The 24,293-nt window shown below is 59.4% G+C and carries 19 protein-coding genes; 10 read left to right on the plus strand and 9 right to left on the minus strand.

Translation table 11 applies throughout. The features are described from left to right. Nucleotides 1-13: 13 nt before the first annotated feature. From ACZ46Y_RS02855 to ACZ46Y_RS02885, 7 genes are all read left to right on the plus strand, one after another. Nucleotides 14-1,264 (plus strand): sarcosine oxidase subunit beta family protein, encoded by a 1,251-nt coding sequence (locus ACZ46Y_RS02855; protein WP_311954867.1) that lies wholly within the window; start codon nt 14-16, stop codon nt 1,262-1,264. 12 nt (nt 1,265-1,276) lie between these two features. Then, on the plus strand, nt 1,277-1,699 hold the full coding sequence (locus ACZ46Y_RS02860) for a sarcosine oxidase subunit delta (RefSeq protein ID WP_311954866.1): 423 nt from the start codon (nt 1,277-1,279) through the stop codon (nt 1,697-1,699). Beyond that, nucleotides 1,696-4,737, plus strand: coding sequence for a sarcosine oxidase subunit alpha family protein (locus ACZ46Y_RS02865; RefSeq protein WP_311954865.1), 3,042 nt, complete (start codon nt 1,696-1,698; stop codon nt 4,735-4,737). The genes ACZ46Y_RS02860 and ACZ46Y_RS02865 overlap by 4 nt, the downstream gene beginning before the upstream one ends. Continuing rightward, nucleotides 4,730-5,380, plus strand: a complete 651-nt coding sequence (locus ACZ46Y_RS02870) for a sarcosine oxidase subunit gamma (RefSeq protein ID WP_311954864.1) — start codon at nt 4,730-4,732, stop codon at nt 5,378-5,380. Before ACZ46Y_RS02865 ends, ACZ46Y_RS02870 begins: the two co-directional genes overlap by 8 nt. 61 nt (nt 5,381-5,441) lie before the next feature. Beyond that, entirely contained in the window at nt 5,442-5,786 is a 345-nt protein-coding gene (locus ACZ46Y_RS02875) for a cupin domain-containing protein (protein ID WP_311954863.1), read from the plus strand. Between the two features lie 45 nt (nt 5,787-5,831). Then, the gene (gene purU, locus ACZ46Y_RS02880) at nt 5,832-6,701 is read left to right on the plus strand and encodes a formyltetrahydrofolate deformylase (protein ID WP_311954862.1); all 870 of its coding nucleotides are present in this window, start codon (nt 5,832-5,834) and stop codon (nt 6,699-6,701) included. A 13-nt stretch (nt 6,702-6,714) separates the two neighbouring features. Further along, a complete protein-coding gene (locus tag ACZ46Y_RS02885; protein WP_311954861.1) occupies nt 6,715-8,094 on the plus strand; it encodes an L-serine ammonia-lyase in 1,380 nt (459 codons plus the stop codon). A gap of 229 nt (nt 8,095-8,323) precedes the next feature. On the opposite strand, the gene ACZ46Y_RS02890 is transcribed toward ACZ46Y_RS02885, so the two are convergent. From ACZ46Y_RS02890 to ACZ46Y_RS02905, 4 genes are all read right to left on the minus strand, one after another. Continuing rightward, on the minus strand, nt 8,324-9,247 hold the full coding sequence (locus ACZ46Y_RS02890; protein ID WP_311954860.1) for a CobW family GTP-binding protein: 924 nt from the start codon (nt 9,245-9,247) through the stop codon (nt 8,324-8,326). Next, the gene (locus tag ACZ46Y_RS02895) at nt 9,234-10,865 is read right to left on the minus strand and encodes an amidohydrolase (protein ID WP_311954859.1); all 1,632 of its coding nucleotides are present in this window, start codon (nt 10,863-10,865) and stop codon (nt 9,234-9,236) included. The genes ACZ46Y_RS02890 and ACZ46Y_RS02895 overlap by 14 nt, the downstream gene beginning before the upstream one ends. Before the next feature lie 20 nt (nt 10,866-10,885). Continuing rightward, on the minus strand, nt 10,886-12,349 hold the full coding sequence (locus tag ACZ46Y_RS02900; RefSeq protein ID WP_311954858.1) for a sodium:solute symporter family protein: 1,464 nt from the start codon (nt 12,347-12,349) through the stop codon (nt 10,886-10,888). A 108-nt stretch (nt 12,350-12,457) separates the two neighbouring features. Then, on the minus strand, nt 12,458-13,690 hold the full coding sequence (locus ACZ46Y_RS02905) for a Zn-dependent hydrolase (RefSeq protein WP_311954857.1): 1,233 nt from the start codon (nt 13,688-13,690) through the stop codon (nt 12,458-12,460). A 137-nt stretch (nt 13,691-13,827) separates the two neighbouring features. Between ACZ46Y_RS02905 and ACZ46Y_RS02910 the strand changes: the two genes are divergently transcribed. Beyond that, the gene (locus ACZ46Y_RS02910) at nt 13,828-14,715 is read left to right on the plus strand and encodes a LysR family transcriptional regulator (RefSeq protein ID WP_311954856.1); all 888 of its coding nucleotides are present in this window, start codon (nt 13,828-13,830) and stop codon (nt 14,713-14,715) included. Between the two features lie 165 nt (nt 14,716-14,880). Here ACZ46Y_RS02910 and ACZ46Y_RS02915 read toward each other — a convergent pair whose 3' ends face one another. From ACZ46Y_RS02915 to ACZ46Y_RS02930, 4 genes are read right to left on the minus strand one after another with little or no spacing between them, the layout of a single operon-like run. After that, nucleotides 14,881-16,041: a DUF3322 domain-containing protein gene (locus ACZ46Y_RS02915; RefSeq protein ID WP_311954855.1), complete on the minus strand. Its 1,161-nt coding sequence runs from the start codon at nt 16,039-16,041 to the stop codon at nt 14,881-14,883. Beyond that, the gene (locus tag ACZ46Y_RS02920; protein ID WP_311954854.1) at nt 16,038-19,415 is read right to left on the minus strand and encodes an ATP-binding protein; all 3,378 of its coding nucleotides are present in this window, start codon (nt 19,413-19,415) and stop codon (nt 16,038-16,040) included. Before ACZ46Y_RS02920 ends, ACZ46Y_RS02915 begins: the two co-directional genes overlap by 4 nt. Next, complete coding sequence (locus ACZ46Y_RS02925) at nt 19,415-20,047, minus strand: DUF4194 domain-containing protein (protein ID WP_311954853.1); 633 nt, start codon at nt 20,045-20,047, stop codon at nt 19,415-19,417. Before ACZ46Y_RS02925 ends, ACZ46Y_RS02920 begins: the two co-directional genes overlap by 1 nt. Before the next feature lie 57 nt (nt 20,048-20,104). Beyond that, nucleotides 20,105-21,541 (minus strand): DUF3375 domain-containing protein, encoded by a 1,437-nt coding sequence (locus ACZ46Y_RS02930; RefSeq protein WP_311954852.1) that lies wholly within the window; start codon nt 21,539-21,541, stop codon nt 20,105-20,107. 239 nt (nt 21,542-21,780) lie between these two features. Here ACZ46Y_RS02930 and tehB point away from each other — a divergent pair, with 239 nt between their 5' ends. Continuing rightward, nucleotides 21,781-22,347: a tellurite resistance methyltransferase TehB gene (gene tehB, locus ACZ46Y_RS02935; RefSeq protein ID WP_311954851.1), complete on the plus strand. Its 567-nt coding sequence runs from the start codon at nt 21,781-21,783 to the stop codon at nt 22,345-22,347. A 157-nt stretch (nt 22,348-22,504) separates the two neighbouring features. Here tehB and ACZ46Y_RS02940 read toward each other — a convergent pair whose 3' ends face one another. Beyond that, the gene (locus ACZ46Y_RS02940) at nt 22,505-22,939 is read right to left on the minus strand and encodes a universal stress protein (RefSeq protein ID WP_311954850.1); all 435 of its coding nucleotides are present in this window, start codon (nt 22,937-22,939) and stop codon (nt 22,505-22,507) included. A 384-nt stretch (nt 22,940-23,323) separates the two neighbouring features. Here ACZ46Y_RS02940 and ACZ46Y_RS02945 point away from each other — a divergent pair, with 384 nt between their 5' ends. Then, the gene (locus ACZ46Y_RS02945; RefSeq protein WP_311954849.1) at nt 23,324-24,256 is read left to right on the plus strand and encodes a DMT family transporter; all 933 of its coding nucleotides are present in this window, start codon (nt 23,324-23,326) and stop codon (nt 24,254-24,256) included. Nucleotides 24,257-24,293 lie beyond the last annotated feature (37 nt).

Genomic DNA, 24,293 nt, shown 5'->3' on the forward strand with positions numbered 1-24,293 from the left:
TGGGAGACTTCCTATGCAACGTTATTCCGGCTTCGGGTTGGTCAAGCATGCGCTAAGCCATCATGCGAATTGGCAGCGTCAGTGGCGCAACCCCACGCCCAAGAAGCAGTACGACGTGATCATCGTTGGGGGCGGCGGCCATGGCCTGGCCACCGCCTACTATCTGGCGAAGAACCATGGCATCAAGAATGTCGCGGTGGTGGAGAAAGGTTGGCTGGGCGGCGGTAACACCGCCCGCAACACTACTATCGTGCGCTCCAACTATCTGTGGGACGAGTCGGCGCGGCTTTACGATCACTCTCTGGACCTGTGGAAGGGGCTGTCTCAGGAGCTCAACTACAACGTCATGTTTTCTCAGCGTGGCGTGATGAACCTGGGGCACAATCTTCAGGATATGCGCGATATTCAGCGCCGGGTGCATGCCAATCGGCTGAACGGCATCGATAGCGAGGTGATTCTCGCCGATCAGATCAAGGAAATCGTGCCGATTATTGACACCTCCAAGCGCGCTCGCTACCCGATACTCGGGGCTTCATGGCAGAAAACCGCCGGCGTTGCGCGTCACGACGCGGTGGCCTGGGGCTACGCCCGGGCGGCAGATGCTCTAGGGGTCGATATCCTGCAGAACACCGAAGTCACCGGCTTCAAGATCCGCGATGGACAGGTGTACGGCATACACACCAATCGTGGCGACATTGAGTCCAAGACCATCGGTTGCGTGACGGCGGGTAACTCCGGCGTGGTCGCGGGAATGGCCGGTCTCAAGCTGCCGCTGGAGTCGCACCCGCTACAGGCGCTGGTCTCTGAGCCGATGAAGCCGATCCTCGATACCGTGGTGATGTCCAACCACGTACACGGCTACATGAGCCAGTCTGACAAAGGTGACCTGGTGATCGGCGCCGGTATCAACGGCTATCTTGGCTACGGCCAGCGGGGCAGCTACTACACCGTAGAGCATACGCTGCAGGCCATTGTGGAAATGTTTCCGACCCTTTCTCGAGTACGCATGAATCGCCAGTGGGGTGGCATTGTGGACACCTGCGCGGATGCGTGCCCCATCCTTTCGAAGACCAAAGTCAAGGGGTTGTTCTTCAACTGCGGCTGGGGTACCGGCGGCTTCAAGGCAACGACGGGCTCAGGACACGTATTCGCGGCAAGTCTTGCCAAAGGCGAGATGCATCCCCTGGCTGCACCATTTTCCATCGATCGCTTCAATACCGGCGCGTTGGTGGATGAGCATGGCGCCGCGGGCGTTGCGCACTAAGGAGAAAATTATATGTTCTACATTAACTGTCCTTACTGCGACGAATATCGCGACGAAGAAGAGTTTGCCCCCAAGGGGCAGGCGCATATTGCCCGCCCGGCGGAGCCGGAGAGCTGCTCGGATGAGGAGTGGGGTGCTTATTTATTCTTCCGCGACAATCCGCGGGGTGTGCATCATGAGCTGTGGGTGCACGCGCTGGGCTGCCGCAAGTTCTTCAACATCACGCGTAACTCGGCAAGCTACGAGATCTTCGAGACCTACCGCATGGGCGAGCAGCCCCAGGTTACGGCACAAAGCCTGGCGGATAAGGCCAAACAGTCTGGCGCACAGGCGGCGGACGGCGGTTGGCAGACCGTTGGTTCACGCCCTGAAAACGAAACGCTCAACAAAAGCAGCGATACATCCGATGCGACCAGCAAGGAGGGAACGGCATGACCCAGGCAAATCGTCTGCAGCAGGGCGGTCGTATCGACCGCTCCCGCTCACTCAGCTTTACCTTCAACGGCAAGACCTATCACGGGCACGAAGGCGACACCCTGGCCTCGGCCTTGCTGGCGAACGGCATCGATATCATTAACCGCAGCTTCAAGTATTCTCGCCCTCGCGGCCTCGTCGCCGCCGGTGCGGAGGAGCCCAATGCGATTGTCCAGCTGGGCAATACGGAAGCCGCCCAGGTGCCCAACGTGCGCGCCACTCAGCAGGGGCTTTATGAGGGGTTGAGCGCGCGCTCGACCAACGGTTGGCCGAGTGTCCAGCGCGACCTGATGAGCTGGGTCGGCAAGCTGGGCGGTGGCTTCATGCCGCCGGGCTTCTATTACAAGACCTTTATGGCCCCGGCCTCCATGTGGATGACCTATGAGAAGTATATCCGCAAGGGGGCGGGTCTGGGGCGTGCGCCCAGTGAACTTGATCCGGACATTTATGACCACCTTAACCAGCACTGCGATGTCCTGGTGGTAGGCGCCGGCCCGGCGGGTCTGGCGGCGGCGCTGACGGCGGCTAACAGCGGCGCCCGGGTTATCCTCTGCGACGAGCAGGAAGAAATGGGCGGCTCGCTTTTGGACAGCCGCGACACCCTGGGCGGTGCGCCAGCGGCTCAATGGGTGAAGACGACTCTGGAAACCTTGGCCGGCTGGGATAACGTGACCCTGCTGCCGCGTACTACTGCCAACGGTTATCACGACCATAATTTTGTGACCCTGCACGAACGGCGTACCGAGCATCTGGCAGATACCGCACCTTTGGTCAACAATCGCCGCCAAGCGCGCGCGCGTTTGCATCGGGTGCGTGCCAACCGGGTGGTGCTGGCTACCGGCGCGCACGAGCGCCCGCTGGTATATGGCAACAACGACGTACCCGGCAATCTGCTGGCCGGTGCCGTGTCTAACTATATTCATCGCTACGCGGTGGTGCCGGGCAGTAAATTGGTGCTGTCCACCAGCAATGACCACGCCTATCGCGCGGCGCTGGATTGGTTCGATGCCGGGCGCGAGGTGGTGGCGATTGTGGATGCGCGGGCCAATCCGGAGGGCGATCTGGTCAAGGAAGCCAAATCCAAAGGCATTCGCGTGATCACCCGCTCCGCCGTGATCGAGGCCAAGGGGGCCGAACGTGTCAAAGGAGCCCGAGTCGCGCAGGTCGATTTGGAACGCTTTGCCGTTACTGGCCAGGTAGAAGAGCTTGCTTGCGATACCATTGCTACGTCCGGCGGTTATAGCCCGGTGGTGCACTTGGCGTCGCATACCGGATCGCGTCCCACCTGGCGAGACGACCTGCTGGGTTTTGTGCCCGGCGAGGTGAAGGGCATGTACCCGGTGGGCGGCGCTCATGGCATCTACGCGCTGAGCGATGTGTTTGCCGACGGTAAACAATACGGCGCGCAGGCGGCCGAGGCCAGCGGCATTGATTCCGTCGTTGAGCCAACACTGCCGCAGATAGAGGCACATCTGGACTCGCCGGCCTGTGCCCTTTATCAGGTGCCCCACGAGAAAACGACCCTGCGTGCGCCCAAACAATTCGTCGATCAGCAGAACGACGTCACCGCGGCGGGTATTGAAGTCGCGACCCGTGAAGGCTTTGAATCCATCGAGCACGTCAAACGCTATACCGCCATGGGCTTCGGCACCGACCAGGGCAAGCTTGGCAATATCAACGGCATGGCTATCGCTGCGCGGATGCTCAAGCGCACCATTCCGGAAGTGGGCACTACGGTGTTTCGCCCCAACTATACGCCGATCACCTTCGGCGCCATTGTGGGTCGTCACGCCCGTGAATTGTTTGAGCCGGAGCGCTACACCGCCATGCACGAGTGGCACGTGGAAAACGGCGCCGAGTTCGAGGATGTCGGTCAGTGGAAGCGGCCCTGGTATTTCCCCAAAAAGCAGGCTGGCAAGACGGAGTCCATGGATGACGCCGTGGCCCGTGAGAGCCTGGCGGTGCGCACCGGCGTCGGCATTCTGGACGCCTCGACCCTGGGCAAGATCGATATCCAGGGCCCGGATGCCCGGGAGTTTTTGGGTCGTATCTATACCAACAAGTGGGCCAAGTTGGCGCCGGGCCGAGTACGCTACGGGCTGATGTGCAAGGACGACGGCATGCTGATGGACGACGGCACGACTAGCTGCCTGGGCGAGAACCACTTCCTGATGACCACCACTACCGGCGGCGCTGCCGGCGTGATGGAGTGGCTGGAGCTGTGGCACCAGACCGAGTGGCCGGACATGCAGGTGTATTTCACCTCGGTGACCGACCACTGGGCGACGATGACCGTGACTGGCCCCGATGCTCGCAAACTACTCTCCGAGATCACTGATATCGATCTTGCTAAAGAACAGTTCAAGTTCATGGACTGGCGTAACGGCAAGGTCGCTGATGTGCCGGCCCGGGTGTTCCGCATCTCCTTCACCGGCGAGCTGGCCTATGAGATCAACGTCCAGGCGAACTATGCCATGCACGTGTGGAAGACCCTGTTCGAGCACGGCAAGAAGTACGACCTGACGCCGTACGGCACCGAGACCATGCACGTGCTGCGCGCCGAAAAGGGCCTGATTATCGCCGGGCAGGATACCGACGGCTCGGTGACACCGGAAGATTTGGGCATGTTCTGGGCCATTGGCTACGACAAGCCGTATTCCTGGATTGGCAAGCGCGCTTTAACGCGCCCCGATACCGCGCGCAAGGACCGTAAGCAGCTGGTGGGGTTGCGGCCTACCGACCCCAAGGTAGTGCTGGAGGAGGGCGCTCATATCGTTCTCGATAAAGACCAGCCCATTCCCATGGATATGCTGGGGCATGTGACCTCGAGCTATTACAGCCCGAATCTGGAAAGTGGCTTTGCCCTGGCGGTGGTCAAAGGTGGCCGGGATCGCATGGGCGAGAAGATCTATCTGCCCACGAGGGACGGTCAGGCTCATGAAGCCGAGATCGTCAGCACTGTATTCATCGATCCCAAGGGAGAGCGCCAGCATGTCTGATATTACTTACGGCAAGGTCGCGACCTTTGATACCCGCCCGGCTACCTCGATTCCCATGGAGTCACCGCTGTCCGTGGCCTACCACCGGGGCAGCGCCCCAATGCCGGCTCAGGACAGCCAGGTCGTTCTCGAGGAGAAGCCTTTCCTTGGTCATCTTATCCTGCGCGGCGGCGCTATCGTCCTTGATGAGGCGGTGCGCGATGTGCTGGGTATCAGCCTGCCTGGCCAGCCGTTGGGGCTGGCGCTGGATGCCAGCGGCGAGCGTAGTGTGCAGTGGTTGTCGCCGGACGAGTGGCTGGTGATTGTGCCCGGCGGCGAGGAGTTTGAGCTGGAAAATCGCCTCCGCGAGAAACTTGGCGATGCCCACTTCGCTATTCTCAACGGCAGCGGCGGCCAGACCCTCATCGAGCTGACCGGTGACAAGGCGCTTGAACTACTCATGAAATCGGTGACCTATGACGTTCATCCCAGCAATTTCCCGGTAGGCAAGGCGGTCAGTGTGCAGTTCGCCAAGGCCAGTGCCATTCTGCGTCATCCCAGCGAAGACCGCTTTGAACTGGTGCTGCGCAGAAGTTTTGCCGACTACTGCTATCGCTGGCTGCTGGATGCCGGTGAGGAGTACGGCATCGGCGTCACGCGCTGAGGCTGGGCAAGCGCTGAGCGCGGAAGCCGTTCCCTGTTATGACTCTTAAGAAGGAAAGATTATGTCTATCAAGATTAAAGCACTGCGTGATGCACAGCCGGACGTACTGCTGGACGCTACGCCGTGGGAAAAGCTCTCGGGTGAGCCGCATACCGTTAATCTCAACGCCTATGCGTCGGAAGACGGCACCAAGACTATGGGAACCTGGATCTGCACGCCAGGCAAATGGGCAGTGGACTATGACAAGTGGGAATACTGCGATTTCCGCGAAGGCTACTGCATTCTCACGCCGGAAGGCGGCGAACCTATTCACCTCAAGGCCGGCGATATCTTCATTGTCGAGCCCGGCTTTAAGGGGACTTGGGAAGTGGTAGAGACGGTGCGCAAGTACTTCGTTTTTGCCTAAACGCATTCGTCGCTCCCACCTTTTACGTTCAAAGGAGTTAAGCTCATGGGTCGTCGCACGGACAGCTGGATTCTGACTGCCCAGTGCCCTAGCCGGCTCGGCACCGTGGACGTGGTAACACGCTTCCTCAAAGAGAGCCGCTGTTACATTACCGAGCAGCAGTCGTTCGACGACCGTCTGAGCAGTCGCTTCTTTATTCGTACCGAGTTTTGGCCTGAAGGTGACGCTGACTTCGATGCCGACGCCTTTCGGGCCGGCTTTGTGGCGCGGGCCGCCGAGTTCGGCATGACCTTCGAGCTGACCCCGCCGGGACGGCGGATGCCAGTGGTCATCATGGTTTCGAAGGCCGATCACTGCCTCAACGACCTGCTTTACCGCTATCGCACCGGACAGCTTTCCATCGATATTCGCGCCATTATCTCCAACCACCCGGACCTGGAGTCACTGGCCGAGTGGCACGCGATTGCCTTCCACCACCTGCCCATTACCCCCGCTACCAAGACCGAGCAGGAGGCGAGGGTTTGGCAGGTGGTCGAGGAGAGTGGGGCCGAGCTTGTGATCCTGGCGCGTTACATGCAGGTGTTGTCCAGCGATATGTGCACCCGGCTGGCCGGACGCGCCATCAATATTCACCACTCTTTGCTGCCCGGATTCAAGGGGGCCAAGCCCTACCACCAGGCCTTCGAGAAGGGCGTCAAACTGGTTGGCGCCACGGCCCACTACATCAATGAAGACCTTGATGAAGGGCCGATCATCAGTCAGGGCGTGGAGCCGGTCAGCCACGCGGACTACCCCGAAGACCTGGTGGCCAAGGGGCGTGATGTCGAGTGCCTGACCCTGGCCCGGGCGGTGGCCCTGCACGTGGAGCGCCGGGTCTTTCTGCACGCCAGGCGAACAGTGGTGTTTGACCGTTAAGGGGTAAGAAAACATGTCAATCAGCGTTTTCGATTTGTTCAAGATTGGTGTCGGGCCGTCGAGCTCGCATACCGTGGGCCCCATGCAGGCGGCCTATGACTTTATCGATGAGTTAAAGAATCAGGATTTGCTCGAGCGCGTTGTTCGTCTCGAGATCCAGCTCTACGGCTCCCTGTCGGCCACGGGTATCGGCCACGGCACCGACCGGGCTGTCATAATGGGGCTGATGGGCGAGCGGCCCTACAGCATTGACCCCGCCCACATCGGGCCTTGTATAGAAGAGCTTCGGCAGTCCGCTACGCTACGTCTGGATAGCCGCTACAACGTATCCTTCCTGTGGGATCGCGATATGCAACTGCTGGAGGAAAGCCTGCCGTATCATCCCAACGGCATGCGCCTGATCGCCCATGGCGATACCGGCGAGCTGTACCGCAATACCTACTATTCGGTGGGCGGAGGCTTTGTCGTGGACCAGGCTCAGGTCGACCAGGGCAACCTCAATACGACTACCACCGAGTTGCCCTATGAATTCAACAGCGGTGATGAACTGCTGGCACTGTGCCGACAGCATGATCTGAGCATCAGTGAATTGATGCTGGAGAATGAGAAGGCGTGGCGCAGTGAGGCGGAGGTGCGCGATGGCCTGTGGCAAATATGGGAAGCCATGCAGGCCTGTGTCCAGCAAGGGCTTCTAGGTGAAGGGGTGCTGCCAGGCGGACTCAATGTCAAGCGCCGTGCGAGCGATCTGTATCGCCATCTGGAGGCAGCAGAAGGCGATAAAAGTCTGATCTCTACCACCTTCTCGGCCATGGATTGGGTCAACGTCTATGCCCTGGCGGTCAACGAAGAAAATGCCGCCGGCGGGCGTATGGTCACTGCGCCGACCAACGGCGCGGCCGGCATCATCCCGGCGGTACTGCACTACTACATGAAGTTCCAGGCCGATGCCGACGAGCGCTGTGTGGTGGACTTTCTGCTGGCCGCGGCGGCGGTCGGCACCCTATGCAAGAAGAATGCCTCCATTTCTGGCGCCGAGGCGGGCTGTCAGGGCGAGGTGGGCTCGGCCTGCGCCATGGCCGCCGCCGGCCTTACCGAAGTACTCGGGGGGGCTCCGGCCCAGGTAGAAAATGCCGCCGAGATCGGTCTTGAGCATAACCTGGGGCTGACCTGCGACCCGGTGGGCGGCCTGGTGCAGGTGCCCTGTATCGAGCGCAACGCCATGGCCTCGGTCAAGGCGATCAACGCCACCCAGCTGGCGCTGCACGGCGACGGCAAGCATTTCGTCTCCCTGGACCAGGTGATCCGCACCATGCGCGACACCGGTAACGACATGAAGGACAAATACAAGGAAACCTCTCGGGGCGGCCTGGCGGTGAATACTATCGAATGCTGAGGCAAAGAGCGGGGCACGCTCGCGCGTATTGTTGGATTGCGTTGCGCCGTGCTTGCGCAATGGTTCAAAAGCCTACGAGGCTGCCGTGGTCATTGAATGCGGCTACCCAGGTCGCCCCACAGAAGTAGACGTAGGCCACATGGCTGAGCTATGAGCGCTGAGTGATGGTGCAGTGCGACGTCGTTTATGTGCCTGGATTGGACATGTATAACCACCTCTAATGGACTGTTTATGATGAGCCCTTTAATAACAATCTCACGGCTTGTTCAAAGGCGCTGAAGCGTTCACCGGATAGGCCGATAAAGACGAGCCTGGTTTCCTTGGGCGCGCGCAGCGCGGGTTGCCAATGCAGCCTCCCTCCGGTGAATTGCAATAGTTCGATATCGCCACTGGCTTCGACAAGCATAAAGCCCTTGGCACGAAAAAGTACGTCCTGGTATGCCTCAAGCAGCGCCGAGAGACGTGTCTTGTCGATTTGTTCCTGGCCGGACAGGCTGAAGGTATGCCACTGACTGTGCGACGCGGCGTGGTGGCTGGATGGGCCTGGAGGGCGAGAAGAAATGGACGGCTGGGCAGGTGGGCTGCTCGGTGTTTCTTCTGCCTCGTACTGGATAAGGGCGTGTGGGTTGAACTGCCTTAACCACTGTTCGAATTCGCGTTTCCCGTGGGGAGTCAGACGGTTGATTCGCAGGGTATCCGCGGCCTTGACCTGGTCGTGCCAGGCATCACCTACCAGCGGGTCTGCTGCGTGTTGCCGCGCCCGGGAGCCATCGACGATGCACGCTACCTCGGCCAGGCGCAGCCTATGAGAAACACGAGCAATATCGGCAATACGTGCCGGGTTCGCGACACCGCTTGCCTCGATGATGATCGCTCCGGGCTCTGTACGGATACGCAACGCTTGAGCGAGCTGCTCTGCCAGAGTGCCGCCCAGGGTACAGCAGATACAACCATTGCTGAGCTGCATGACATTGTCATCACGATATTCAATCAGCGCCGCATCGATATTGATGTCGCCGAAGTCGTTGACGACGATCAGGGCATCCGGGGGCAAACCGCCTTGGATCAGGCGGTTGAGGTAAGTGGTCTTGCCCGTGCCGAGGAAGCCTCCGATGACCGTTACAGGAATCGGCGCGCACTTAGTCGTCGGCATGTACCTCGCCCCCCAGGACGGTGGCTTTCACACGGATATCCTTTAGATGGTTTGGCTCACAGGCCAGCGGATCCTCCTCGAGGACAGTAATATCAGCAAACTTGCCGATTTCCAGACTGCCGACCACATGATCCAGCCGCAGCGTATAGGCAGCGCCAAGGGTAATCGCCTCCAGCGCTTGCGGAACCGTGAGCTTCTCCTGTTCGCCAAGCTGAACTCCCGAGGCGCTACGCCGCATGACCGCACACCAGGCCGTGAAAAGCGGTCCGAGCGGCGTGACGGGTGCATCGCTGTGAATAGCCAGGGGAATATTCAAATGCCTGGTGGAAGCCAGAGGCTCGAGGCGCTGGCAGCGCTCAAAGCCCAGCGTGCGGGAAAGGTGGATATCGCCCCAATAATAAAGGTGGTTGGCGAAAATGTTCAGGCAGATGCCAAGCCGGGCAGCACGCCGCAGTTGCGCATGATCCATGATTTGACAGTGCTGCAAGGTGTGACGGTGATCGAAACGTGGCCAGAGCTCCTGGGCCTCCTCAATGGCATCGAGCATCAGCTCTACGGCCTCATCGCCGTTGCAGTGGATGTGCAGTTGAATACCGGCTTGATGGTAATGATGGACGATATCTTTCAACTGCTGCGGCGGTGCGTTCCAAATGCCGTTGGGGCTGCCATCATGATAATAGGGCCATTTCAGCCGTGCGGTGTAGCCCTGAATGGAGCCATCGGTCATTAGCTTGACGGGGCCGAAGTGGAGCTTGTCGCTGCCGCGGTGCTGACAATCGCGTAGTCTCGCCACGCCCTCTTCCGGAGACCAGTTCAAAGCCGCCATGGCAGGTACCATCCGTACCGGGTAGGCGGTATCAGCAGTGGCCACTTCCAGAGCAGTTATTCCTTCATCGGAAAGCGGGTTGTATAGGTCGGTAATCGTGGTAATGCCACTGTGTCGCGCGATGCGCGCGTAGCGTTGCAAGGTTTCGGTGGAGGCCACCAGATCGAAGATACTGAAGCCCAAAGCGTCGAATACCACATGCATGGCGGCCATTTCCTGTAGCTCGCCATCGGGTTTGCCATCCTCTCCCAGGCGAATGCCTTGGGTATCTTCTACCTGCTCGATACCGGCCAGCTTAAGCATGGCAGTATTGACCGTCAGAACGTGAAGGTTGGCATGAAACACCACGACCGGGCGTTCGCTGACGGCGGCATCCAGCACATGCCGATCCAGTCGTTCGCCGGGGAAGTAGACCGGGTCGAACCCCCAGGTGATGATCGGCGATGCCTCATCCACCGTGGCGGCATATGCCTTTAGCCGCTGCTGCATCGCTTTGATGCTGCGTAAGCCTTCCCAATAGCGCCCATCAGGATCGGTGCGTCCGAAATACCCCAGGTAACCGTAGTTCCATAAGGCGCCTTCCAACGCATGGCTATGCCCTTCGACGAAGCCCGGTAGAAGAATGTCGTTGGCAAACCGCGCGTCGTGATGGGCGCCCTTAAAATCTTGCATGGAATCCTGGGTCCCAACGGCTAGGATACGCCCGTCGCGTACAGCGATATGGGTGGCCTCCGGCTGGGAGGGGTTCATGGTAATGATGCGTTTGGCAGAATAGATTGTCGTCATGTTCATTATACTAGCCTTCCCATACATCACAGTTGATCTTTATCAGCATTTTTTTCACTAGGGTGAAGTCTTGATTTTGCAGTAGGAAGGTCTTCCCAATAAATAGCTTTAACACTTTCGTCCCTAGCGTGGTCAGTGACGAGGCTCACGCCAACAAGGAACACTAGTGAGACAAGAAACCCAGGGATAACAGGATCGATATTTGTACCAAGGAAGGGCCAAGCTATAGTGGTGATGGTTGCTAATGTCATGCTCATCAAGCAGGCGGTACCGGTAGCCCGACGCCAAAACATGACGGCAAGAAAGGGGATAACCAACGTTGTAGCGGTTATCCGCAGGGCCCACTGATACATGGTGATAATGTCTGTCACCAAGTATGCTAATAACACTGCTGATAAGGATATCAGTATCACGCTAAGCCGAGCAGCGAACATCTTGTTTTTTTCATCTGCGCCGGGGTTGATCATGCGATGATAGAAGTCCTGGGCGAGATTGGAGCTTCCCTGAAGAATAAAAGAGTCCGCGCCGGTCATTAATGCTGACAACAGGCCTACTATCACAATGCCGCCGATGGCGGGATGTAATAGCTCTACCGTGACATAGGAAAAAATTAAATCAGCGCGCATATCCAGGGGAACAAACTGTCTTGCAATAACGCCTATCATGTACGGCAATAAAGAGATACCCAATACTATTCCAAAGCCAGTCATTCCGGCCTTTATTGCCACGGCTTCGGTGCGGGAAGCAAAAATACGCTGCCATGTTGACTGCCATACTAGGTAAAAAGGCGCTACGGTCAGAGCGAAGATAAGTATTTCACCCAAGCCTTCTTTTCCTGTAGGGGATAAATATTCTTTAGGCGTGTTGGCTATAATATTATTAAGGCCTCCGCCAAAGGATACGGCGGCAACTGCCAAAATGATTATCCCTGAAAAAACGATGATGCTTTGCATTGCATCGGTTACTATAGTAGCAACCAGTCCGCCTAGTATAGTAAATCCCAGGATGAGTGCAAAAGAAAGCGCAATTCCGTAATTGAGAGGGATGTTGAAGACAATATTGAAGATTGTGCTCATTCCAACAATTTGTAGTGCAGTAGTAGGAATGGAATATACTATGGCAGAAAATATAGAGGGAAGTATTCCTGCTTTATGCCCAAATCGTTCGCTAAATAAGTCGGCCAATGTGTAAAGTCGCTGCCGTCTAAGCGGTTTGCTGAAAAAATAAATGAGAAGCATGCTGACAAGTATTCCGGGGAGTGCAAACTTAAAATAACCTGACATGCCAACACTAAATCCCATGCCAACCCAGCCAATAAAAACGGCAGCGCCACACCAAGTGCTTATGATTGTTCCGGCTATGCTCCAGAAGCCCATGTTCCAGCCAGCAATCAGGTAGTCATCAAATGTTTTTATCTTGGTAAAATAGTAGATTGCAATTGAGAACATGAATATAAAGTATGCAACTGTATAAGTTAGATACCAAGCCATAGAGTTTCTCCATTGTGTTTATTTTTATGATTAATAGTTTTCATTATTGATTTTGCTGTTTTTATCCTGCTTGTGTAACAATGAAAATTGTTGGTTTTGTTGAAAGGTTCAACGAGCTAACTTGAGCAATGCAAGAAGCAGTGTATTAGCGCCAGCGGAAAGGTCTTCAGGGGTAGCGCTTTCTGCTTCGTTGTGACTGAGCCCCCCAGCGCAAGGGACAAAGATCATGCTGGTAGGCGCTACGCGAGCTACATGACAAGCATCGTGGCCCGCACCGGAAAGCATGCGCCGATGGGGATAACCCAGTTGACGGACAGCTGATGAGACGGCATCAATGCAAAGCGTATCGAAGTAAACGGATGGCGTATCCATTATCCGCTGTATCTCGACTTCCGTACTTTCCTGATGCGCGGCCGTATTAGCCGCTTCATGAAGTTGGGCCTCCATGATATCGAGCGTTTCGATGGTGGCGTGGCGCATATCGACGGTAAGCGCTACTTCACCAGGTATGGTGTTATGGGAATTGGGTAAGCAATCGATGCGCCCTACGGTCGCAACGGCGGATGGCGCCTGCCTTTCTGCGATCTTCCTGACCGCATCAATCGTTTGAGCTGCGCTGAGCAGGGCATCACGACGGCCCACCATGGGAGTGGAGCCCGTATGCGCGTCCTGGCCGTGAAAAGTCACCCGATACCAGCGAGAGCCCTGGACACCGGTGACCACACCGATAGTTTCCTCTTGTCGCTCAAGGATTGGACCCTGCTCAATGTGCGCCTCGATGAAGGCACCGAAACGGTGATCGCCACAGGGTAGCGTTCCCGTATACCCGATATTTTCCAATGCTTCGCCAAGCGTGATGCCATCGGCATCCTCCCGACTGAGACCATAGTCGAGTTCATAGGTGCCGCCAAAGACCCCCGAGGAAATCATGGGTGGAGCAAAGCGGGCGCCTTCTTCGTTGGTCCAGACGCAGATTTCCAACGGAGCGGCGGTTTCAATATTTTGATCGTTTAGCGTTTCAAAAATTTCCACGCCGGCTAACACGCCATAGACGCCGTCGAATTTTCCGCCGTGGGGCTGGGTGTCGAGATGGCTGCCGCAGGCGATCGGCAGGCGCTGCGGATCAGTACCGGGGCGTCGGGCGAAAATGTTGCCCATGCGATCAATGCGAATTTCGCAGCCAAGCGCGCGGCACCACTCGATGAACAGATCGCGGCCTTGACGATCCTCCTCGGTGAGCGCAACCCGGCAGCTGCCGCCTGCAGGCGTGGCGCCGATTTCCGCCATGCGCATCAACCGCTGCCAAAGACGATCCTGATTAACTTTGATTTCTTCGGCCATAAAGCTTCTCTTGTCAATTGTTTTTGCTATTACCAAAGGGGCGATAAAGCGATTACCGCTTTAATGACAGTAGTAGAAGGTTTGCTGATACGTATAATATCAATATTCTATCCTTTGATGTTTTTAAGGTATCAGTGATGAGACATTTCCAGCCGTATGTTCGTCATTTTGTTGCGGTAGCGGAGGAGCTGCATTTCCGTCGCGCGGCGGAACGTCTGCATATTGCGCAGCCGGTACTGAGTCGAGCGGTTCAGCAGCTTGAGGAAAAAGTAGGGGTGGTACTGCTGCAGCGCAGCCGTCGGCACGTCGCCCTGACTGCCGCTGGAAAACTTTTTCTGGAAGAGTGCCGTGCTGCCCAGCGGATCATGGAGCGCGCGGAAAGGCGGGCAGTCAAAGCGCACCTTGGAGAGATGGGAAAATTAGTGATTGGTTATACCGATTTCGCCATCAATGGCCGTTTACCTTCGATCCTGGCGGCTTTTCATGACGCCTTGCCTGCGGTAGATATCGACTTGGTTCGGCGAGATTCCCATGAGCAGCTTGAAGATATCGCCAGCGAACGCCTGGACATGGGGTTTTTGACGGGGTCAGTCAGCGGAAATGAACTGCAGCACTACCCCGTTCATCAAACGCCATTTGTTGCAGTTTTGCCTGCTAATCATCGACTCGCCGCTTTAAAAGCCGTGCCGGTCAAGGCGTTAGCTGAAGAACATTTTGTGCTGGGGGAAATATATCAGTGGCGGCACCTGGTGCCACAGATCCAGGCTTTATGTCTGCAGGCCGGATTCGTGCCCAAAATCGCCCGGGAGGCCCCTAACAGCGATAGTATTTTTGGTCTGGTGGCTGCAGGGATGGGGGTTACCCTTTATCCGGATTGCCATCTCAATTATGACAGACCGGGTGTTGTTATACGGCCGCTCGCGGATAACGATACGAAGCTCATCACAGAGATGGCCTGGTTATCAAATAGCACAAATCCGACGGTATATCGGTTCATCGAGATAACCAGGGCACTACTGGAATAAGAGCGGCTTACCCTTGGTATCTGGGCTTGGTTTACTGGACTCGCTAGGTGTAGGAGCCGCTTTGTGGCCTTGATCGTGAGAGTTCAAGATGAGCGTAAGTTGTTGAGCCGGTGCATGGATCCGCTGGCCTAAGGGCACAGACCAGAGACAACTGCTGCCAGCGCGCTATAGCGCCGAGAACTTGATGTGCTCTTGCTCCAGGCGCAGGTGGCGGCCGGGCTCCAGGGTGCCAAGCAGGTAGTAAACGGTCTGCTCGTCGGCCGTCAGGTTGGGTAGCTCGCCGGTGTACGGTGAGGGCTCGGTGCCCCAGAGATGGCGGTGGTCTGTCAGCGTGGCGGTGTCCATCAGCAGAGAGCGGCTGTGGGGCAGGGTGTTGCGGAGCTGGCTGAGAATCCGCAGGCCGTGGGTGTCGATGTCGCCCCAGTAAAGCACCTCCTTGTCCTTGAGCCAGTGGGCATCGGCAAGCTGGTGGCCGATGCCGTAGCCCTGACCGAAGATCACCAGCGCCGACGGCGTAGGCGGAAAGGCCAGGGCGGTGATGTCGTTTTCCACGATATACACCCTGCTGACCGACAGGCGGAGCGCGGCAAACTGCTCAACGGGAATTTCGATATCGTCGAGTCCGGCCAGGCGGTGCGCGCTATCCAGAAGGCGCAGGCGCAGGCGGGAAGGCCGGCGGCGAAAGCCGTAGCGCTGTTCGAAGCGGCGCGCGCCGGTCGCGTCACGGTCAATCGCCTCTTCCGGCAGGAGCTGATCAAGCAGCTCGCCGAGCAGCCCGCGGTTGCCTTCAATAAACTTGGTGTGCACGCCGGGGATTTCCAGCTGGCGAATATATAGCCCTGGCCTGGGGTGCTGCGCCATCCATTCCAGCGTGGCCAGCAGGGCAGGCCATTGGGCCTCAAGCGCCAGCACTTTCAGCGGCTTGCGTCGGCACCAGTGGGCAAGCAGCGGAAAACGCCGGATGATATCGGCGGCGAGCGTTTGATATCGGCGAGCGTCGTCCCGCCGGCCGATCTGGCGCAGGGCGGCGTCAAGCGTGGGGATGACCACGGCCACCGGCAGCGTATTACGCCCCAGCTGGCGGTGGTTGACGGTGCGCCATTCCGGCACCAGGTCCTGGCCGGCAGCGTTTTGCCAGTGCGTGGCCCAGCGCCGGGCGTCGTGGAAGTGCTCCAGCAGCCCGCCCGCCGTGGGCTTGTTCAGCACCAGGCGAAGCGGAAAGGTATCGTCCGGCTGCTCGCCGGCGCGCAGCAGATCGCCTTTTTGCCAGCGCCTTTCCAGCTGCCGGCGTATATCGGATAAGCGGGTCCAGCGGGGTTGACTCATGAGTGGGGCCTGCCTTCTTCCCTTGCCGCGCGCTCTTCGCGAAAGGCCTCGATGGTGAGGTTACGCAGCAGCGACTCCCGGCCTTCGGGGTTGGCCACAAAGCTGACGTGGGAGACGTAGGGCTCAATGATGTGAATTTTTTGCAGCGGCGTGACGATCAGCAGCTGCAGGTTGAGCTGGCGGAACAGCTCCAGGCCGAAGCGGGCCGACTCGTCGGAGCCGCGGCCAAAGGCTTCATCGATCATCACGAAACGGAAGCTGCGCGAGCGCACTTCTCCCCACTCCAGCCCGAACTGGTAGACCAGGCTGGCGGCAAGCACGGTATAGGCCAGCTTTTCTTTCTGCCCGCCGGATTTACCCCCGGAGTCGGTGTAGTGCTCGTACTCGCTGCCGTCCTCACGGTAGCGTTCGGAGGCGGCAAAGGTGAACCACTGGCGCACGTCGGTTACCTTGCGGGTCCAACGCTGGTCCAGCTCGGTCGTGCCTTCGCGGCCGCGAAAGCGTTCGATAATCGCCTTGACCTGGAGAAACTTGCGCTCGTCGTACTGGTCGTCTTCAACGCCCAGGGTGGTGTTTTCGGTACAGGCCTTCAGGCTTTCCTGAAACTCGCGGATGTCCACGTCGGTATTGGGCTGGGCTTCCAGCAGGATGTAGCGCCCGGGGTTGTATTCGATATCGGCCAGCGAGCGGTTGATCTGGTCGATACGCTCGCGAATCAGCTGGCGTTCCTTGTGCAGCTGGCCCTGAAAGCTGGCAATTTCGTTGATGGTGTTTTCCTGCAGCAGCTCCTGGAAGCGCTGCTCGAAGCGGGGCAGGTTGTCGGCCTGCAAGGCGTGCAGCATGGCGCGGTATTCGGGCACGGCGTCGAGGCTTGCGTCCACCTCCTGGGTATCCAGCGGCCAGTCGTGCTGAAACCGACTCATGGCCTTGAGAATGCGCGCTTCCAGACGTCCCAGCTGCCCGGTTTCGTTGTCGATTTTTCGCTGCAGCCATTCGCGAAACTCCTGCTCGCGGTTGGTGCACGACTCCACCGTCAGCTGCTGCTCGCCCAGCGCTTCGGGGCGCAGGGCATCCAGTTCCTTGAGAGCCTCGGCCTGTCCGGGCTCCCGTTCTAAAAGCGCCTGGGCCTCTTCCAACGCCTGCTGCGCATTGCGCTGCTTGTCTTCGGTGCGGCCCAGCTCGCGGTTGAGCTGGCGCTCGGCGTCTTCCTCTTCGCGGATATGCGTTTCCAGCGCCGTTAGCTGCTCGGTCAGCATCTGCAGCTGGCTGGAGGCGGACTCCAGCGCCTGCTTTTCCCGGGTCAGCTCGGCGATGCGCTGTGCCGGAGTGTGCCAGTCAATCTCGCTGAAGCTTTGCACCTGCAGCAGGGCGGTGATGGCGTCCCGCTGGGCGGTCAGCTCACGGCGGCGGGTGTCGATCTCGGTCAGCTGTGTGGCCAACGCTTCGAGGGCTTTTTCCTGTTCGGCCTGGCGGTTTTCCAGGGCGGCGATTTTCTGCTCGTTGCTCCAGCCGAGGACAAAGCGGCTGCGGTCATCCAGGCGGTGGCGGTCGTCCTTTTCGTGGCGGTGATGGCCGGACTTGATCTGCCCGGAAGCGGTGAGGGCCCGAGGCTCACGGCGGAACTGCTCCAGGTCGTCGCAGCAGGCGTAGTCGAACCGGCGGGCCAGCTCCTGCTCAAGCCAGGGGAAAAAGGCCGAATCGGGGCGGATATCGAGCTTGTCGATCAGCGACCGGGCGTGCCGCTCAGGCGGCGCGGTCGCCTGGGGGCGGCGCACCCGGAAGTAGACCAGCCGCCCGCGCAGGTTGGTGGACTCGACCCAGCGGGCGACGCTGGCGTAGTGCTCGTCGGCGACCAAAAGCGACAGCGCAAAGCCGTGGAGCACGCGCTCGGCCGCGCCTTCCCAGGCGCTTTCCTGCTCGCGCACGCGAAGCAGCTCGCCGGCAAAGGGCAGATTGTCGGCGTCCAGCTCGAGGGCCTGGCACAGGGCGTCACGAATCCCCACCTGGTGCGAATGAATATTGGAGCGGCGCTGGCGCAGGGAGGACAGCTCGTTTTCCAGCGCCTCGTGCTCTTTGCCGTACGCTCGGCGCGATACCTCAAGCTCCGTGCGGCGGTTGTCCAGCTCGGCGGCCAGATCCTGAAGCTCGTCCTTGCGTGCGTTGAGCGTGCCCAGCTGGCGGGTAAAGGTGTCCAGGTCGGGCTGGCGTGTCATGTCCAGGCCGTCGGCAAGGCGCGCGTAGTCGTCGGCTTTTTGCCGGCGCCGCTGGCGTTCCTGGCCCTGCCGGTGGATGTCGGCAGCCAGCTGCTCCAGGCGGTCGCCGCCCTGCTGGGCAATGGCTTCCTTGATCTGGTCACGCTGGCCGCGCTGTTCGGTCAGGGCGTCGGCCTGCTGCTGCAGGCGACGGCGCTGGCGCTCGTGCTCGGTTTCCAGATGGCCAAGACGCTTTTTCAGCAGCTGCTGGCGATGCCAGGCAAAATAGCTTTTCAGCGCATCCCGGCTGTTTTCCCAGCGCTGGCGCAGGCTAACGCTTTGCGCGTGCCGGTCGCCGTCGGCCACCAGGGGCGTCAGCGCCTCAATCTGGCGGCGGGCCTTGAGCACGGCGGCATGGGCCCGGCTCAGGTCGTCAAAATGGTGGAGCAAACCGTCAATGCGCGGCTGCACATCGAAGGCTTCGAGCATGTGTTCGCGGACAAAGTCGGTCAGGTTGCCCACGGACTTCATCGACACGGTCTGGTGAAACAGCTCCAGCGCCTGGTTGTTTTTCAGCCCGAACAGCCGGCGGAAGGTCGCCTCGTAAGGCGGAAAACTATCGAACAGCTGAACGCCCGGGCGGGTGCGCAGCTGCTTGCGCAGCGTGGCGAGGTCGTTGTTGAAGTGGGCCAGATGCTCGCGGATCGTCAGGGCGTCTTCGGCGACCAGGTAAAAGCGGTCGGGCTGGCCGTGCTTGTCCCGGTGCCAGAAGACCTGGGCCAGGGTGACCTGCTGGTCGTAGCCTTCGTTGCCGAATACGGCGAGCAGCACGGAATAGCTGTTGTGGTCGCGCAGGGCGACGGGTTTGGCGGTGTGGCCGCTGTCGCTGCGCTCGGACTTGTAGTAGCCCTGAACGTAAGAGCGCAGCGAGCGCTCCCTGTGCTGCGCCCCGGCGGCCTTGTTGTAGGCTACGCGCTGGGTGGGCACCAGCAGCGTCGTCATGGCATCCACCAGGGTAGACTTGCCGGAGCCGATATCGCCGGTGAGCAGGCCGTTGTCGCCGTTGGCCTCCACCCGCCAGACCCGGCAATCAAAAGTCCCCCAGTTGAGCACCTCGAGGTATTGCAGCCGAAAGCCGGCGCGGGTGTCGCTCTCCACCATGTCAAGCAGCTGTTCCTGCATCAGTCCTGGCCCTCTTGTGTCGCTGACGGGTCGCCTGCCGGCGTGATGTGGCGCTGATAGTCCGCCAGGCGCTGGTCGAATTCGTTCAGCCACTGGGCGTCGACGTAGGCCTTGATGATCCGGCGGATTTCAATTTTATCCGGCTGGTCGCGCAGGCGGCGGATAAACCCCAGCTCGGCGACCCTGTTGAGGTGGCTGTCGATCCGGTCGACCAGGCGCGCCTCGTTGGAGCTTTCGGGGAGGAAGGTGCGCATCAGGCTGACTACCTCCTCGCGGTCCAGAATGACCCGGACGTCGCCGCCGGAGGTATCCGCCTCGGCCAGTTTGCGCCGCAGCAGGGCGATCAGTAGGCTGACCGGATAGGAAAGCTGGCGGCGGCTCATGAGCCGGGGCAGCGCCGCGGTGCCGGTATCGTCCTCCCGGGTGGCAAGCCAGGCGTAGCCCTCCGCCTCGTCCAGCTGGAAGGCGAGCCCCAGCACGGCCACGTAATCGCGGATGCGTGGCTGCAGCGTCATGATCTGCTGCCACAGGTCGGGATCGTCATCCCGGTAGACCACTCCCTTGAGCAGCTTGATCACGGCCAGGGACAGCGCGTTATCTGAAGCGGTGTCGTGAGGTTCGGGCGCGGTCATGTCAGCAGGGTCTCCACGGCAGGGGGAGGTAAGGATAAGATAACGCCAATACCCGGCCTAACGGGTAAAGATGACGCGTTGAATTCGCGCCAGGCGTCCGGTGCCGGTATCATCCATCCAGCGGATGCTATCCTGACGGCTGTCGTCAAAGCTTGCATGGCTATCCTCGCTGGCGATGCTGAGATAGGTAACCAGTTCGGCGAGCCCTACCTGCAGGGGGTGGCGCTGGATCACGTCGGCGAGCGTGGCCTGGGGGCGATTGCGCAGGGTATCGCGGATATGGCTTTCAAGGCGCTGGCGATCCACGATCAGCTGATTGAACAGGGCGTCGGGATCCACATCCGACTCGTCTCCGACGTCGACCTCGGACTCGATCACCGGCTTTAGCGGCGGCGAAAACAGCGGTCGCTCCATGGCCAGGTGTATGCCGGCCTGGGGCGATTCCATGGTCATCAGCGTGGCCTCGGGCGGCGTCTCGCGCAGCTCCAGCGCCCGGCCTTCCAGCGATTGGATCAGCTGCATGATACGCTTGTTTTCCAGGTAGGTCTGGTCATCCAGAAAGCGCCGCAGCTGCCGGGAGAGACGAGCCACGGTGCGCTGGGTCTGCTCGCCGGCGTCCAGCCAGTCAAAGTGAATCCGCTTGAAGCGTGCATCCGGCCGGAGCCTTTGCACCGCGTCCAGCTCGAAGACGCGAGCAAGGCCCTCAGACAGCTCCTGCTGGCGCGTAGGCGACATCAGGAACTCCCAGAAAGCGCGAAAGGTCCGCCCCTGGTCGGTGTCGGCAATGGCGTCGCGCTCGCCGAATATCTGCTCCAGCAGTTCGCCCTTGCTGCCCTCCCAGGCGGTAATCTGCTCCCGGGCTTCGCGGTCCAGCTGGCGGAAGTTATGTTCCACTTGACGAAAGTCTGCCAGCAGCTCCCGGGCGGTACCGCTCAGCTGTTGGAAGCGCTCGCGCTGGGCAGTGTCATCCATGATGGCGATTTCGCCGGCTTCCACCCGGGCGATCTCACGGTCAATGGCCGCGCGGCGCGAGTGCAGGTCGTCCAGCCGGGCCTGCTGGTCGGTCTCGGTCCCGGCGATCATCTGCTGGAGCAGGTCGAACACGGTGCGCAGGCGCGACTCGGTGCCCACAAACTGGCGCTGGGTGAGGCTTTCCAGCCAGCCGAGAGCCTTTTCCGTGGCCGGGGTCAGATCAAAGTGGGCCTCGTCGCTGCCCAGCGGGTAAAACTTGCGCAGCCAGCCCTTGTCGTTGTCTGCCCAATCATTCAGGTAGTCACCGGCGCTACGCGGAAAGGCCGCCTCGCCGTGGGTTTCCCGCAGCTGAAACAGCAGGTCTTCCAGCTGCGAGCGCAGCCCGGCCTCGGCCAGGGTGCGCGCATTGGGCTGGATAAAAGCCGCGTCGAGAAAGCTGATGATCAGCGCAGCGTGGTCGGCCAGCAAAAGCCGCCAGGCAGGGTGGAGGCGGCGTAGCTGACTGAGAGAGGCGTAATCCAAGGCGCGTACCTTAAAGGCGGTGACAAACATCGGATGATAGGGCAGACGGGCGTCGGGTTAAAGCCGGCCGATGGTGTGGACTCTGCCATCAATCATGACTTTCTCCGGCTTTCTGTATAGCGGAGCTGATTGGATGACCTGAAGCAATACACTGGCGAAAATGCCCGGATAGTGCACCCTGCTCCTGCGAGCAAAGTGGTAATATAGGTGCACCTTTTCAACAGCTCCAGGTGGACACCATGACCTCCGATTTGAACAGCCGCTACGGCTTGAACCCTGCCCACAGCGAAGTGGTAGAAGCGTGCAAGGTGATTGAGCCCTGCCATGCCCTGGACATGGGCTGCTCCAGCGGACGCAACGCGCTATATCTGAGCGGGCTCGGCTTTGACGTTACCGCGGTGGACAGTAACCCCGGTGCGATCAGTAGCCTGCAGCAAATGGTTGATGCGGAAGGCATCACCAACGTCAAGGCGCAGGTATACGACATCAGCACCGCTGCCCTTGACGCCGATTACGGCTTTATCGCCTGTACCGTCACGCTGATGTTTCTCAACCCGGCAAGCGTTCCCGCGGTGCTGGCCGACATGCAGGCACACACCCAGCCCGGCGGCTACAACCTCATCGTCTGCGCCATGAGTACCCAGGAACACCCTTGCCCGATGCCTTTCCCCTTTACCCTGCAGGAAGGCCAGCTACGCGAGGCCTATGACGGCTGGGAGCTGGTCAAATACAACGAAGCTCTGGGCACCATGCACAACGGCGCGCAGCTGCAATTTTCCACCATGCTGGCGCGTAAGCCGGCGTAGGGGCTTCAGCTTGAAACGGGCGCTGAAGGGCAAAACGCCCGTTGGTTTTATTCTTGAATGCGGGCAGGATGAGCCCGAGAGTTTTCATGAAGATTCTATTCTCTACTTTCCGGGGCCATACGCCTAGCGCTTGGCTCTTTCCGTCAAAGCGCACGGGCTAGCCAACGACAATCACGGCGCAGGACGCCACATGCATCACCCGGTAGGAAACGCTGCCTACCACCAGACTTTTGATGTTGCTATTACCCCGGCTTCCCATCACGACGGCCTCAACGCCCAGGCGCTTCGCTTCCGACAGGATGACCTGCGCCGGCTTGCCTGCACGCACGATGGGCTGCACCTGGGGGCTATCGATCTCGACCTGCTGGCAGACCTGCTCGATGACGTCCAGCCCTTTCCGCTGCACGAGTTCCTCCGCATTGAGCGCGGGCACCCCTACTACTTTGCCTATGCCATCCTCGGCGGGAGGCGCCTCCTGAGTATTCAGCACGTACAGGCCCCCTGCATCGGCAGCAACAAGCTTGGTAGCTACTTCGAGCGCTGCGCGGGACTGATCTGAGCCGTCAACGGGCACCAGGATAGACTGGTACATAATGGCCTCCGAAATATCTCAAATTATGGTAGCTAATATTGCAAACCAACCTACCATAGCAAGGGGGTTCCTGCCTGACCTGGATCACAAATGCGCTCAGGCAGGGGGCAGGGAAGCTTCAGAAAAGACGGCGGTCTCAAGTTCCAGGTCCAACGAGTTATGGAACTCGTTATGCTGTCGGGTCCCGCCTGATTAATTACGCGGGACCCGACACTTAAGAAACTGCCGTCATTTTTTATTTTTTGATCAGAATTTTTCTGACGCGTGCCATCTCCTGCATGTCGGTTGTTCATTGGGACCAAATCATACCGGATGGGTGGATGTTGCACTTGCCCATTGAGGGCGCCAATATTGTCTCGCCTATTTGCCACATAGAAGTGTTTCATGTCTTCCTTCTCTACCGCTGCGGCAGCTCCGCGTTTCTTTCCTCGTCCGCTGGCTTTGCTGGTGTTGATGGGCGTGGCGACGATGTTTGCCGGCAATCATGTGGCAGCGCGGGTCACTTTCGATAATGGAACGGGACTCTTGTTGGCGATCCTTGTGCGCGCTGCTGTCGCGGTGATGGTGTTGGGCGCCCTTGTGGTCGTGCAGCGCAAAAGCTTGGTGTTACCGACACAGAGTCGACCCTGGCTGATGCTGGCAGGGTTGTTGATTGCGGTACAAAGCCTATTCCTGTATTCGGCAGTCGCGCGGATTCCCGTCGTTGTGGCGCTGCTGTTGATGAATACTTTTCCTATCCAGCTGGGAGTGCTGACTTGGGCGCTGGGCGGACCAAGGCCGAGCGGGCGAATGGCGCTGATCATGGCGATTATTCTGGCAGGGCTGGTGGTGGTGCTTGAGGTGCCGGCATGGCTCGCCAATTCGGAGGCCATGGGACCCGGCTGGCTGAGTGGTGTTGGGCTCGGGTTGGGGTCGGCGACGGCTTATGCTGGTGCGCTATGGCTCACTGAGCACCGGCTCGGTGGAGTCAGCAGTACCTTGCGAAGCTTGTTAACCATGGCCACGGTGCTGCTGGTCATGGTGCTGGCAGGCGGGTTAGGGCTGGTGCCGAGCGGCATGGCGCTGCCGGAATCAGCCCGGGGCTTGTGGAGCCTCGTCACGCTGGCCTTGCTTTACGGCGTGGCCTTTTCGGTGCTGTTTATTTGCCTGCCGCGCCTCGATATCGCGCGTAACGCTCCGGCCATGAACGCAGAGCCCGTGGCTGCGCTGGTGCTGGGGTTTTTGGTGCTGGGACAGGCGCTTTCCAGCATCCAGCTTGTCGGGGGCGGCATAGTGATGGCTGGCATTGTGCTACTCGGGATGTCGCGCCAAGCGTGACATTACCTTGCCGTCGGTAAACAGTAAGCGCCGCGCG

It is taken from the genome of Halomonas garicola (genome assembly GCF_055382465.1).

Coding starts and splice junctions, on each gene's coding strand:
- ACZ46Y_RS02855 (WP_311954867.1), top strand. CDS start 14: ATGCAACGTTATTCCGGCTTCGGGTTGGTCAAGCATGCGCTAAGCCAT.
- ACZ46Y_RS02860 (WP_311954866.1), top strand. CDS start 1,277: ATGTTCTACATTAACTGTCCTTACTGCGACGAATATCGCGACGAAGAA.
- ACZ46Y_RS02865 (WP_311954865.1), top strand. CDS start 1,696: ATGACCCAGGCAAATCGTCTGCAGCAGGGCGGTCGTATCGACCGCTCC.
- ACZ46Y_RS02870 (WP_311954864.1), top strand. CDS start 4,730: ATGTCTGATATTACTTACGGCAAGGTCGCGACCTTTGATACCCGCCCG.
- ACZ46Y_RS02875 (WP_311954863.1), top strand. CDS start 5,442: ATGTCTATCAAGATTAAAGCACTGCGTGATGCACAGCCGGACGTACTG.
- purU (WP_311954862.1), top strand. CDS start 5,832: ATGGGTCGTCGCACGGACAGCTGGATTCTGACTGCCCAGTGCCCTAGC.
- ACZ46Y_RS02885 (WP_311954861.1), top strand. CDS start 6,715: ATGTCAATCAGCGTTTTCGATTTGTTCAAGATTGGTGTCGGGCCGTCG.
- ACZ46Y_RS02890 (WP_311954860.1), bottom strand. CDS start 9,247: ATGCCGACGACTAAGTGCGCGCCGATTCCTGTAACGGTCATCGGAGGC.
- ACZ46Y_RS02895 (WP_311954859.1), bottom strand. CDS start 10,865: ATGAACATGACGACAATCTATTCTGCCAAACGCATCATTACCATGAAC.
- ACZ46Y_RS02900 (WP_311954858.1), bottom strand. CDS start 12,349: ATGGCTTGGTATCTAACTTATACAGTTGCATACTTTATATTCATGTTC.
- ACZ46Y_RS02905 (WP_311954857.1), bottom strand. CDS start 13,690: ATGGCCGAAGAAATCAAAGTTAATCAGGATCGTCTTTGGCAGCGGTTG.
- ACZ46Y_RS02910 (WP_311954856.1), top strand. CDS start 13,828: ATGAGACATTTCCAGCCGTATGTTCGTCATTTTGTTGCGGTAGCGGAG.
- ACZ46Y_RS02915 (WP_311954855.1), bottom strand. CDS start 16,041: ATGAGTCAACCCCGCTGGACCCGCTTATCCGATATACGCCGGCAGCTG.
- ACZ46Y_RS02920 (WP_311954854.1), bottom strand. CDS start 19,415: ATGCAGGAACAGCTGCTTGACATGGTGGAGAGCGACACCCGCGCCGGC.
- ACZ46Y_RS02925 (WP_311954853.1), bottom strand. CDS start 20,047: ATGACCGCGCCCGAACCTCACGACACCGCTTCAGATAACGCGCTGTCC.
- tehB (WP_311954851.1), top strand. CDS start 21,781: ATGACCTCCGATTTGAACAGCCGCTACGGCTTGAACCCTGCCCACAGC.
- ACZ46Y_RS02940 (WP_311954850.1), bottom strand. CDS start 22,939: ATGTACCAGTCTATCCTGGTGCCCGTTGACGGCTCAGATCAGTCCCGC.
- ACZ46Y_RS02945 (WP_311954849.1), top strand. CDS start 23,324: ATGTCTTCCTTCTCTACCGCTGCGGCAGCTCCGCGTTTCTTTCCTCGT.